Here is a 13,144-nt window from a genome sequence, read left to right on the forward strand (position 1 = left end):
TCTTGAGGCCCTCGCGCACGGCATGCTCTGTCTCCCATAGTTTTCTAGCTGCGAGGATACCCCTCATTCTTAGGTTCTAACCTAGATTTCAATACATTTTTCAACTAGATGTGGTAGTTTCCCCCTAGCGTAGCACAACAAGTTGTGCCATAGTGGAGAGCGCACGCGTACAATCGAGGTACGACGGGACACACGACAAGTCAGGCAGGGAGTTCCAGGCAATGAAGATCATCAAGCGTAATGGCTCGGAGGTCGCCTTCGACCTTCAGAAGATCATCAACGCCATCAAGGCGGCCAACAAGGAGGTGCCCCCCGACGAGCGCCTGAGCAAGCGCGAGGTCAAGTTCGCCTCCCGTAACGTCAAGGACCAGTGCGCTGCCGCCGGCCACACCGTCACCGTCGAGGAGATCCAAGACCTCGTCGAGGATCAGCTCATGGCCCTCGACCACTTTAGCGTAGCCCGCAAGTACATCATCTACCGCTACGTCCAGAACCTGAAGCGCCATAAGAACACCACCGACGACAAGATCCTCTCGCTCATCGAGTCCAACAACGAGGAGGTCAAACAAGAGAACTCCAACAAAAACCCCAGCGTCGTCTCCGTGCAGCGCGACTACATGGCCGGTGAGGTCTCCAAGGACCTCACGATGCGCGAACTGCTCCCCAGCGAGGTCGTCACAGCTCACGACGAGGGGATCATCCACTTCCACGATGCCGACTACTACGCACAGCACATGCACAACTGCGACCTCGTGAACCTTGAGGACATGCTCCAGAACGGCACCGTGATCTCGGGCACCATGATCGAGAAGCCCCACAGCTTCTCGACGGCCTGCAATATCGCAACGCAGATCATCGCCCAGGTGGCCTCCTGCCAGTACGGCGGCCAGTCCATCTCGCTCGCGCATCTCGCGCCCTTTGTTGACATCAGCCGCAAGAAGATACGCCGTCAGGTCTACGTCGAGCTCGAGACCATTGGCGCCCGCCCCGAAGATCGCGTCATCAACCAGATCGTCGAGAAGCGCCTGCGCGACGAGGTCGCCCGAGGCGTCCAGACCATCCAGTACCAGGTCGTCACCCTCATGACCACCAACGGGCAGGCGCCCTTCATCACCGTGTTCATGTATCTGGGCGAGGCCAAAGGCGAGCAGGAGCGGAAGGATCTTGCGCTCTGCATCGAGGAGATGCTGCGCCAGCGCTACCAAGGTGTCAAGAACGAGGCCGGCGTCTGGATCACGCCTGCCTTTCCCAAGCTCATCTACGTGCTCGAAGAGGACAACGTCCATGAGGACAGCAGATACTTCTACCTCACGAAGCTCGCCGCCAAGTGCACCGCACGCCGCATGGTGCCCGACTACATCTCAGAGAAGAAGATGCGGGAGTACAAGCTCTCGAAAGGCGAGGTCGCGGGATCGGGTGACGTCTACACCTGCATGGGCTGCCGCTCGTTTTTGACGCCCGACCGCTCGGGAAACGGCTACGACAACGTGGCCAACGCCGGTAACTGGGAGCCGGGCAAGCCCAAGTACTACGGCCGCTTCAACCAGGGCGTCGTGACCATCAACCTACCTGACGTGGCCCTCTCGTCCGGGCGGGACCCAAACAGGTTCTGGGAGCTCCTCGACGAGCGTCTCGAGCTCTGCCACACGGCCCTGCGCTGCCGCCATGAGCGCCTCAAAGGCACGCTCTCCGACGCCGCTCCCATACTCTGGCAGCACGGGGCTCTTGCCCGTCTCAAAAAGGGAGAGACCATCGACAGGCTGCTCAATGGAGGCTACTCCACGATCAGCCTAGGCTATGCCGGCCTCTACGAGTGCGTGAGGTACATGACCGGTCACAGCCACACCGACAAGGAGGCCACGCCGTTCGCCCTCGCCATCATGCAGCGCATGAACGACAGGTGCAGCGAGTGGAAGGCAGCCGAGGACATCGACTACTCGCTCTATGGGACGCCGCTGGAGTCCACCACCTATAAGTTCGCCAAATGCCTGCAGAGGCGCTTCGGTCTCGTCGAGGGCATCAATGATCACGGCTACATCACGAACTCCTACCATGTGAACGTCCGCGAGAACATCGACGCCTTCACGAAGCTCAAGTTCGAGAGCGAGTTCCAGCGCCTCTCCCCCGGCGGCGCCATCTCCTACGTCGAGGTGCCCAACATGCAGGACAACCTCGGGGCCGTCATCAAAGTCATGCAGTACATCTATGAGAACATTATGTACGCCGAGCTCAACACAAAGTGTGACTACTGCCAAACCTGCGGCTACAGCGGGGAGATCCATATCGTCGAGGATGACGGCAAGCTCGTGTGGGAGTGCCCCAACTGCCACAACCGCGATCAGTCCAAGATGAACGTCGCTCGTCGCACCTGTGGCTACATTGGCACCCAATACTGGAACCAGGGACGCACGGAGGAGATCAGGGACCGCGTGCTGCACCTGTAGCGCCTTGGGAGGCGTCGTGTGCCCCACGCGGTCCGCAGCCCGCGTGGGGCAGGAGCTTGGCAGAGGGCAGGCGCAACGAAGCCCCGAGAGGTTCTCATGAACTACTCCGAGATAAAGCACTTCGACATTGCGAATGGCCCCGGCATCAGGACCAGCCTTTTCGTGTCGGGCTGTCGCCTGCGCTGCAGGGGCTGCTTCAATGCCGTCGCATGGAGCTTCAGCTCTGGCAGGGAGTTTACCGCCGAGGTGGGTGACGGTATCATACGCTCTGTCCTAAACCCCTTCATGGACGGCATCACTATCCTAGGGGGGGAGCCCACCGAACCCGAAAACCAGGAAGGTCTCGTCGACTTCCTCGAGAGGGCGCGAGTTGCGTTTGGGCCTCGAGGGGAAGGGAGCTCGAAGACGATATGGCTCTTCTCGGGACACACCTGGGACCAGCTCATCGACGGCGGCACCCAGCACGGTCCCTACACCGACCGCATCCTGGCCTGCGTCGACGTCCTCGTGGACGGACCCTTTATGCAGGAGGAGTACGATATCTCGCTGCGCTTTCGTGGCTCTGCCAACCAGCGCATCATCGATGTGCCAAAGACGCTCGAGAAAGGCGAGGTCGTATTGTGGCATGATGAGCTCACGCCCGATACCCCGTCCGTCTGGACCCGAGATAGTGCCCCGCAGATTGGCGGGCACTAAGATCTTGGACCCAACTGGGCAAACGTCTCAAAGACGGTACCCCGCAGATTGGCGGGCACTTGCCGTCGGATCCTTGCGACGCCAGGGGCGACGGGGCGATGGGATGCTAGGGGCGATGGGGCGATGAGATGTCTCACGAACCTCTCTTTGACCCTGCCGCGTTGAGTAGGTAGAGCTGATGCAGGCCACGCAAGGTCAGCGTATCGTCCACCGCAGCCTCATGAGAGATCAGCCCTGAGATCTCGTGCGCGTAGTCTCCGGTCAGCACGACCGTCGCCTCGCTGGCGATCTCGGCGAACACGCGGTCGAGCAGGCCATCGATACGTGCGACCTCCCCGAAGACGATGCCCGAGAGCATCGCCTCACGCGTTGAGCGACCGATGACCTCCTTGGGCATCTCGATCTCGACCACAGGCAGACGAGCCGTACGCTTACTGAGGGCTCGTGCGCCAAGTGCCAGTCCAGGCGCGATGAGCCCCCCCACAAAGGCTCCCTGCGCATCTATGACCTCTATGTTCATAGTGGTTCCAAAGTCAATGACGACGGCGGGCATCTGGTACCTCTCGCGCATCGCCACGGCGTCGGCGATGCGATCGGGGCCTATCTCCGCCGGGTCGCGATAGTGCATCTTGAGTCCCGTCCTGAGGCCTGGACCCACCACGAACGGACGGGCGTTGCCCGCCCGAGTGAGCGCTGCCTGCCAGGCGGCAACATGGGTGGGAACGACACATGAGAGGATGGCGCCCGACGCCCGCCAGTTACCAAAGAGCTGGTTTAACAAGAGAAACGCCTCATCCGAGGTCAAGTTCCTAGGTGTCGTAAGCTCCCACCGCAGGGACGGGTCAGCTGACGGCGCGCTGGCCACCTCGAATACGCCCACCACCGTGGTGGTGTTACCTACGTCAACTGCAAGGACTCCCCCAGGGGCAGCAGCCTCCCATTCCGTCCCATCCATTGCCCGTACCTGTGAAGTGCCCACCATGAGATCTCCATCCGTCAAAGTATAGCCACATATCCCTGCTCTCTCCACTACACTGTAGCAAGTTCGCCCCACACGTCCTTGGGAGCGAACGTCCAGTAACCCGACTTTTCGCCTGACACGCACTGTGGCAGGCAGAGGGAAAGCGGATATACGAAGGAGGACACATGGACGAGAACGGTAGGCGCACACGACTGCGCGACGAGTTGAGCGTGCCTGGATTTGTCATCGGCATCATCGGCTGCGTCATTCTCACTGCCACGTCGGCCTACACGGCGCTCAAGATGGGGGCGCTTCCCTGGCCGACGATCTTTACCTCAGTCACGTCGCTGCTGCTTCTGCGCGCATTCGGTCGCAGAGACATCGCCGAGGCCAATGTCACGCAGATCGTCATGTCCGCAGGCTCCATGGTGGCGGGGGGTCTTGCCTTCACCATCCCGGGCGTTTGGATGCTCGGACTTCCCGGCAAGGTGAGCTGGTGGGAGATGCTCTTTGTGGCGCTTGCCGGCACGCTGCTGGGCCTCGTGTGCACGGCCCTCATCCGCAGGCGCTTCGTCGATGACTCCACGCTCAGCTATCCCATAGGCACCGCCGCCGCCGAGACCCTGAAGGCTGCGCAGGTAGGTGGCTCCACGGGCATACGGCTCTTTGGCTCAATGGGCCTTGCGGGCCTATGGTGCGTCCTGCGCGACGGCCTGAACGTGCTCCCGCAGTTCTTCTTGCAACTCACCACCCCTGGTGTGAACTTTGCCATCTATAACTCACCCATGCTGCTCTCCATGGGCTATCTGGTGGGCTTCGTGCCCATGTTGTTCTGGCTTGGCGGGGGCGTTGTCGCAAACCTCGGCCTCATCGCCGGCGCCACCGCCGCAGGCGCGTGGTCGGTCGAGGTCGCGCAAAAGATAGTCAAGAGCCTCGGTATGGGCCTCATGATGGGCGCAGGCATCGCCGTCGTGCTGAAGGATGTGTTGCCCCAACTCATGGGTATCCGCCACGGCCGTGGCAATACCACAGGGGGCAAGCCGACGGACGACGAACAAGGATCCTCGACCTCACACAGTGCTCCCGTAGGGGACAGAGCGCGTTGGGCGTCTGACGTCCGGGGAAAGTCAGACGCGGGCTTTTTGGCGCTCCTTACGGCGCTGGCGGCGCTCACCGCCTGCTTTGGCCTCTCGCTCGGTCCCATCCCCACCGTCATCATCGTCATTCTCTCGTTCGTGACCACTATCATGAGTGCGCAGTCAACAGGACAGACCGGCATCGACCCCATGGAGATCTTTGGCCTCATCGTGCTGCTACTCGTGGCGGCAGTGTCGAACCTCTCGCAGCTCAGCCTCTTCTTCGTAGCGGGCATCATCACCGTGGCCTGCGGCCTTGCCGGTGACGTGATGAGCGACTTCAAGACAGGCTCAATCCTTGGAAACAACCCTCGCACGCTCTGGAAGGCGCAGGCGCTCGGTGCCCTTATCGGCGTCTTTGTTGCGGTAGCGACCATGGTCGCGATCGAGCAGGCCTATGGGCCGGACACCTTCGGACCCAACAGGCCCTTCATCGCCACGCAGGCAAGTGTTGTCGCCACGATGGTCTCGGGCATTCCGAGCGTCCCGGCGTTCATGGTCGGGCTGGTCGCGGGCATCGTGATCTACTGCCTAGGTCTTCCTGCCATGATGGTGGGTCTCGGCGTGTATCTGCCCCTCTACATGACGGTCACGGCCTCTCTTGGGGCGGCGATCAAACTTGTTCTCGACAAGCGTGCGGCCCGCCGTAGAAACGGCCTGCGCGGTAGTGAGGGAGGAGATCGGTCTGTTGATGAGACTCCTGCACAGGATGATGGCATCGTGGTGGCCTCGGGTGTCCTAGGCGGAGAGTCCATTGTGGGCGTCACCATTGCCTTCGTGACGATAGTGAGAAACTTGGGCTAGGAGGGCGCAGGACAAGGCGAGGTACTGGCTGGCGGCCTCGAGTGTGGCGTGTCGGAACGCTCGGGGCCATCCTTGCAGTGCAACTCTCACTGCAAGACGGCGGTGAACGTACGAGGTCGCAGGTTTAGGGACACTTGGCAGTGCACTCGTGAGGCCCAAGACGCTGGGGCGACATCACAAAGCGCAGGAGTTAGCGCCACAAGGTCGCCTATCAGGATAGCTATAGGCTCTCGAGCAGCATGTAGACCGGTATGGCACCGAAGAGGAGGTAGATGAGGAGGCGGCCCCTCCAGCTCGGGGGCAGGATGCGGGAGGGGCAGTCTGGGTCCACCCAGACGGTGCCGTGACGCCTCGTATTGAGTATGTCCACCGGGTCGACGTCCTCCGTCTCGTACACCAGGCCGCGAAACTCATAGCGCCACGCGTGGGTGGCGATGCGGAGCCCCACCAGGTCATAGCTCTCCCCCACCATCTCGCCCGCCACGGGGACCCAGCGCAGCCTGCGCCACACGATGGTCGCGGAGAAGACGAGGGCGAGAGCCGTGTTATAGAAGAGGGAAAGGGGCATGAAGTATCCATGGCCAAGCGGCAGGGAGTACCCATAATCACCCCCTGCCAGAAGCGGCAGGGCCGGCATCAGGATCATGAATACAAAGTAGCTGAAGAGCAGCACGTTATCCATCAGGCACCTTCCAAAGTCGCGTTAGTGGGCCCGGAATAGGGACGGTAGAGAGATACATAGTCAGCGACGCCCTGATCCTCAAGCACCCGCCCTAACGCCTCCAGTCATCGCAGGCAACTGCGCCGTCACAGACAGCTGCGCCACACCGATTTTTGGCAACTGGACCATAATCTTGGCGTGCATGCGGCCAAAGGGCATACCAAGACCGGCGCCAAGGGCAGAGACTCTTTATGATTTCCATAGCACCTTCTCAATCAACACGCCTCGTGACGAGGACCACCGCATGAGACTGATGCAAACTGTGCAGATTCTACGACCGACATAAAATTGATGCAAGCGAGACAATGACGCAGGAAGACAATGCACGCGTTCGCACGGTCCCACCCTATGGTGCGGACGAGATGTGACTGTGAGTATGACACCAGAGCATGTGAAACCTGTCACATTTTTTGAGGCTTCGTGAGTTCGTGTGGGTAGGTGCTTGCGTCACCGCCCCGGTGGGGCGGGCCTCACCGCCGGGGCGGTGACGCAGGAGTGTACACGGATCGGTGGAAATGGCCTCTCGGCGCCGTTTCGGGGCATTCGTGTACACTGTTGCAACGTTGTGGACAACCGTGGGTATGCAGGAGTGTACACAGATCGGCTAAAACGGCCTCTCGGCGCCGTTTCGGGGCATTTGTGTACACTGTTGCAACGCGAGGATCGTGCGAGCAGCCGTGTGGGGGTACAGGAGTGTACACAGATCGGTGGAAATGGCCTCTCGGCGCCGTTTTGGGGCACTTGTGTACACTGCTGCGACGCGATTCGCCGAGGCGTCAACCCACACGAACCCCCGAAGAGCCCTTTTTTACGTGAGATAGATAGCGTCACGTTGACTCAGATCAGGAGTTGCACATCTCACGGAAAGGCGCATTCTGGAGTTGGTGCCTCACGGAAAGGAACACTCTGCGTGACTGCCCGCATGCAGAATGCGCCTTTTGGAGCGGTTGCGCGATCAGAGTGCGGTTTTCCGTGAGGCGTCGGGTGCAGGATGCGCTTTTGCGTGAGGCAACGCCACGTTTGCGCAGGTGAGGAAAAGCGCATTCTACGAAAAAGCGCATTCTGCGTGCGCGCCCTCACGGAAAAGCGCAGTCTGCGTGCTGGAGTCTGGGGCGGTGGTTCCTCACCCCGTGTTCTGCAGGCCGGCTGACACGCCGGACACGGTGCACAAGATCAGGTAGGTGAGACGATCTCGCTCCTCGGGTGTAAGGCTCTCGCCACGTTCGCGAAGTCGCCTGAGCGCCAACACCTGTATGAGGGAGAGCGCATTCACGAACGGTAGCCTGAGCCGAATAACGGGACCAAGGATCCTACGGTTGCCGAGAGGTCGTTCATCATCCGTGATGGCAAGCACCCACCTGAGTGTCAGGCGCAACTCGTCCAGCACCTTCTCTGAGAGGTCCGTGCGCCCGCCAAGCGAGAGATACATCTTGGCCAGCCGCTCATCAGCCTTGGAGAGCGACATCTCAACGTTGTCGATGAAGGTCGTGAAGAGAGGCCACTCCGCATAGGCGTCCCGCAGAAGTCCAAGGTCACCGACACGCTCGCAGGCTGATCCCAGTCCATACCATGCCGCTAGGTTGACGCGCGCCTGCGACCAGGAGAAGATCCAGGGAATCGCACGGAGGTCATCGAGGGACTGGGCGCCAAGGCCGCGCTTAGCTGGGCGGCTACCTATGGGCATGAGGCCAATCTCGGCAAGCGGCGTCACGCTAGAGAACCACTCGACAAAGCCGTCCGTACCCAAAAGATCGAGATAGCGCTCGCGCGAGGCGCTGTCGAGAAGGGCAGCCATGTCCGCATACTTCTTCGTTGACTCCCCGTTCACGTATCCTATGGAGGGGGCGCTCTGCAAAAGCGTCGCTCCGGCGACCGACTCGACGTGACGCAGGGCCAAGGTCGGGTTGCCGTAGCGGGCAAAGATGACCTCGCCCTGCTCGGTAAGCTTGAAGTGACAGTTCACCGACCCCGTGGGCTGCGAGAGGACCGCACGGTTTGCCGGACCACCCCCGCGTCCCACGGCACCCCCACGACCGTGCATGAGCACAAGGTCAATGTCCATCTTTTCGGCCCAGCGCGCGATGCGCTCCTGGGCACCATGCAGGACGAGCGTCGCGGCCGTCGGACCCTCGTCCTTGGATGAGTCTGAGTAGCCGAGCATGACCTCAAGCTTGCGTCCCGTCTGCTCGAGACGTTCCCGCACAGGAGGAAGCTTGATGATCTCATCAAGGATGTCCACGGCGTTCTCGAGATCCCGTATCTGCTCGAAGAGGGGAATAACGTCGAGCGTGGGGACGTCCTGCGTATGGGCAAAGGCGAGACGCGCCAGCTCATAGACGTCGGCGACGTTCTGGGCGCTCTGCGTAAACGAGATGATGTAGCGACAGGCAGCCCTGGTGCCATTGCGCCTCTGAATGGAACCGATTGCGCGGAAGGTGTCAAGCACCTCGCGGGTCATGGGCTGCAGCTCGCCACGCTCACACCAACGCCCGTGCTCGCGTATGTCCTTAAGGGCACGACTGTGCACAAGCGAGTGCTGGCGAAACTCCATCTCGACAAGGTGGAAGCCGAAGGTCTGTGCCTGCCAGATGAGCTTCTGCACAGGACCATAGGCCGCGCGGACGGCACCTGCCTCGGCAAGCGAGCGCTGAACGCAATAGAGATCTTTAAGGTACTCGTCCGCGTTCGCGTACATGAGATCTGCGGTACGGTCGATCGTGGCACGCAGCCGATGAGACATGATGATCATCGATGCGCGATGGGTCTCGGAGGCCGAGATCGCACGAGCATGGTCGGTCAGAGACTCGCTCATCTCGACCTGGTGGCTCCAGAGGTTGAGCAGTTGGTCTGAAGGTTTAGTAGAGCTGGTATCGAGCGTGAGGCTGCTGCCGACCGCGTAGGTGGCATCAGCGAGTTTCTCGAGCACATGCGCACGGTACCTCTCGGCTACCTGCCGCGACAGCTTGGCCGTCACGTTGGGGTTGCCGTCACGGTCGGAGCCTATCCAGCTGCCCGGATGGAAGAAGGCAGGACAGACGGGCGGCACGGTGCCGGCCTTGTCGCCCAGCTCCCAGTCATCGAAACGTCGATAAACCTCAGGAATCATATCAAAGAGCGTATGGTCAAAGATATCGATGACGGTCTCGGCCTCTTGGACGGGAGTCGGCTTCTTGATGGCGATGGGAGAAGTGCGCAAAAGGGCGTCTATCTCTTGGAGCATCCGGCGCTCGTTCTCGGCAAGCGCGATACCACTTGCCTGGGCCCGCTCCTCGAGCAGGGCCGAGATACGCCGAATCTTGCCTTCGACGGCCTTGCGGCGCGCCTCGGTGGGATGCGCGGTGAAGACGGGATGAAACTCCAGGCGACCGAGAAGCGCGCTGGCCTCGTCCTGTCCGCATTCCTCCACGAGTCGACGATAGGCAACCGTGATGTCGTTGACCGGATCCTCATCGGCGATCGTGGGAACGGCGGCCTCGCGTGCACGCAGCGAGCGAACACGATAGTCCTCCTCACAGATATTAGCGAGGTGAAAGAAGGCGGCGAAGGCACGCGCCAGCATGACCGCCGACTCAACGTCAAGCGTCTCGATGATAGCGGAGGCGTCTTTGAAGGCCCCCTCATCCGCATCGCCATCTGCCCTGGCGTTGACCGTGATCGAGTCAGCGAGCAGCTGGTCGAAGGCCTCGCGCAGCTTAGGGTCGAACTCCGCAAGGACCGTACGCACCAGGCGCAAAAAGAGCGCGAGGTTCTCCTTGAGCTCATCCGGTATATCCACGACCGAGACAGTAGAGCGCGCAACGATCTGCTCGAGTTCCCTCTCGCCAAGACTGCTATTGGCCACCTTGGCGGCTATCTCATCCTTCAGCTGGTCGATCTCTGACACGACATCCCTCCTGTCGCTGCAAGTACGCACAAGATGCGCCGTTTACCTTAGCCAATGGGAGCGTTTCTTGCTAGCCTGTCACGGTTGAAAGACCCAATCTCCATGCACGGGCGTGCGCGAAAAGACCGTGAGCGTACCCGATGAGGGCTAAAATGGCAGATCGAGAGAAGGGCGAAAGCAGGAGTGTGAGCATGCCAGGTTTATTTAAGAGAAGCGCGAGAGACGCCGTGCGGACGACCAACGGACGGGTGCGAAACGCGCGAGCGGTCCAAGACGAGAACCGAGCTCGACCGCCCATGGTTGTCCGTCTTGCCAACCAGTGGTGGGATCGGCTCATCGGGGCCGTGTTCTCCGGTTCGCTCGCCAACCAGACCGCTCGCTACGCGGCACACCGAACCACACGGGACTACGTCTTCAACAGCGTGGGCTTTGGCGTGTGGGGCTTTCTCTTTCCGCTGCTCACGATGGTCGCGTCACAGCTCGTCGGCACCGAGGGGGCCGGCATGTTCTCGATGGCCTTCGTCTATGCGAACCTGATCCAGTTCGTAGGCATGTATGGGGTGCGCACCTACCAGGTCTCGGACGTCGACGAGATGGACTCCTTTGGCGCCTACCAGATACAGCGGGTACTCACCTGCATCCTCATGGTGGGTGTGGGGTACCTGTATTGCTCGCTTCGTGGCTACGCCGGCGAACTGCTCTGGATCTGCTTTGGCACCTTCGCCTTCCGCACCGTAGACTCGCTCGCCGACGTCTACGAGGGGCGCCTGCAGCAGCAGGACAAGCTTTGGCTGGGTGGTGCGTCACAGGTGCTACGCTGCGTCCTCGCGATCATCACCTTCTCTGTCGCACTGCTCGCCACCAGGTCCGTCTCGCTTGCCTGCATCGGCATGGCTATCGCGGCGACACTTTCACTCGTGCTCTTCACGATCCCGCTCACCTACTTCGAGACGGAGCGCTCACGCGGCTGGGAGCTGCTCGAGATCAGGGAGATCTTCGTCGAGTGCTTCCCGACCTTCCTGGCGACCTTTCTCTTCTCTCTCATCGAGACGGTTCCCAAGTTCGCCATGGAGGGGACACTGCCCTACGACTACCAACTCTACTTCAACACGATCTACTTCTCGGCACAGGGCATCACGATGGCGGTAGGGCTTGTCTACAAGCCACAGCTTGTGAGACTTGCGAACATCTGGTCAAATCCTAGCCACAGAAAGCGCTTCGACCTCATCATACTTGCCATAACCGGCGTAGCCGCGCTCATCACAGCAGCGATGTTCGCCTTCAACGCAACTGTCGGTGTAGCGCTGTTGAGTCTGCTCTACGGCACGGACTTCGAGGCGTACCGCACACAGCTCTACCTCATGACCATAGCGGGCGGCATGACGGCCGTGATTGACTTTTTGTACCAGATCATCACGGTGCTGCGTCGCCAAGAGACGGCGACGCGCATCTACCTCATTGCCTTTGGCGTCGCGGGCGTTCTCAGCATCACACTCGTCACGACCATCGGGTTCGACGGGGCGGTCTATGCCTACCTGCTCTCGATGGCAGCGCTCTTCGTGATGCTCGTCGTACAGTATGTGATGATTCGCAAGAATGGCTAGCCTGTCGACACTATAGGTTGAACAAAAACATTAAATGGACCTTCCCGACGTGTGAGAGAACGTTACTTCATGTGGGTATGAAAGCCATGAGGTATCAATCGTGCATGGGCATGAGTACCAATCACGAGACAGAGGAGGTTTACATGGTAAGTATCTATGACTTCACCGTACGGGACCGCGAGGGCAAAGACGTCTCGCTCGCCGACTACAAGGGCAAGGTCCTGATAATCGTCAACACGGCAACCGAGTGTGGCTTCACTCCCACCTACGCCGACCTACAGAAGCTCTATGAGAGGGACAAAGACAAGGACCTCGAGATCCTCGACTTTCCCTGCAATCAGTTTGGCCAGCAGGCCCCCGGGACTGCCGATGAGATCCACAGCTTCTGCACGGGTCGCTTTGGCGTCACCTTTCCGCAGTTTGGCAAGGTTGAAGTCAACGGCGAAGGGGCAGATCCCCTCTTCCAGTGGCTCAAGAAGCAGAAGGGGTTCACGGGCTTTGACCCCACGCACAGGATCACGCCGATCCTGACAGGCATCCTCGATAAGGCCGACCCTAATTGGAGGCTCACGCCAGACATCAAATGGAACTTCACCAAGTTCCTCATCGATAGGGCGGGCAACGTCGTCAGACGCTTCGAGCCTACGGCCGACGTCGATGCCGTCGTCAGGCCTGCGGTGGAGGAGCTGCTCTAGCGCAAGGTTCCGGTAGCGGCCTTTGCGTTCGTACGTTAGTGCCCCAGAATCTCTGGGGCACGTGCAAAAAGACCTTATCTGGGCAAATGCAACCCTGATAGTGCCCCGCAGATTCTGGGGCACGTTCGAGGCACCGCCACGGAGGGTACCGCCAGAAGGTACGTTTGAGGTACCGCCCGAGAAGAGAGACCCCGGCAGGT

Annotated in this window: 8 protein-coding genes; 5 read left to right on the forward strand and 3 right to left on the reverse strand. The window is 60.4% G+C overall.

Annotated elements, in window-relative coordinates:
- The first annotated feature begins 221 nt into the window (after window positions 1-221).
- Entirely contained in the window at window positions 222-2,444 is a 2,223-nt protein-coding gene (nrdD, locus tag ADJ70_RS08815; protein ID WP_050340791.1) for an anaerobic ribonucleoside-triphosphate reductase, read from the forward strand.
- Between the two features lie 96 nt (window positions 2,445-2,540).
- Window positions 2,541-3,140, forward strand: coding sequence for an anaerobic ribonucleoside-triphosphate reductase activating protein (gene nrdG, locus ADJ70_RS08820; protein ID WP_050340792.1), 600 nt, complete (start codon window positions 2,541-2,543; stop codon window positions 3,138-3,140).
- A 133-nt stretch (window positions 3,141-3,273) separates the two neighbouring features.
- On the opposite strand, the gene ADJ70_RS08825 is transcribed toward nrdG, so the two are convergent.
- Window positions 3,274-4,122: a type III pantothenate kinase gene (locus ADJ70_RS08825; protein ID WP_253273157.1), complete on the reverse strand. Its 849-nt coding sequence runs from the start codon at window positions 4,120-4,122 to the stop codon at window positions 3,274-3,276.
- 164 nt (window positions 4,123-4,286) lie between these two features.
- Here ADJ70_RS08825 and ADJ70_RS08830 point away from each other — a divergent pair, with 164 nt between their 5' ends.
- Window positions 4,287-6,041: an OPT/YSL family transporter gene (locus ADJ70_RS08830; RefSeq protein WP_050340794.1), complete on the forward strand. Its 1,755-nt coding sequence runs from the start codon at window positions 4,287-4,289 to the stop codon at window positions 6,039-6,041.
- A gap of 220 nt (window positions 6,042-6,261) precedes the next feature.
- Here ADJ70_RS08830 and ADJ70_RS08835 read toward each other — a convergent pair whose 3' ends face one another.
- Window positions 6,262-6,723, reverse strand: coding sequence for a hypothetical protein (locus ADJ70_RS08835; RefSeq protein ID WP_050340795.1), 462 nt, complete (start codon window positions 6,721-6,723; stop codon window positions 6,262-6,264).
- A gap of 1,162 nt (window positions 6,724-7,885) precedes the next feature.
- Window positions 7,886-10,645: a phosphoenolpyruvate carboxylase gene (locus ADJ70_RS08840; protein WP_050340796.1), complete on the reverse strand. Its 2,760-nt coding sequence runs from the start codon at window positions 10,643-10,645 to the stop codon at window positions 7,886-7,888.
- Between the two features lie 191 nt (window positions 10,646-10,836).
- Between ADJ70_RS08840 and ADJ70_RS08845 the strand changes: the two genes are divergently transcribed.
- On the forward strand, window positions 10,837-12,249 hold the full coding sequence (locus tag ADJ70_RS08845; RefSeq protein WP_253273158.1) for a lipopolysaccharide biosynthesis protein: 1,413 nt from the start codon (window positions 10,837-10,839) through the stop codon (window positions 12,247-12,249).
- Between the two features lie 143 nt (window positions 12,250-12,392).
- On the forward strand, window positions 12,393-12,944 hold the full coding sequence (locus tag ADJ70_RS08850) for a glutathione peroxidase (protein ID WP_050344516.1): 552 nt from the start codon (window positions 12,393-12,395) through the stop codon (window positions 12,942-12,944).
- Window positions 12,945-13,144 lie beyond the last annotated feature (200 nt).

The sequence above is a fragment of the Olsenella sp. oral taxon 807 genome, from assembly GCF_001189515.2.
GTDB lineage: Bacteria > Actinomycetota > Coriobacteriia > Coriobacteriales > Atopobiaceae > Olsenella_F.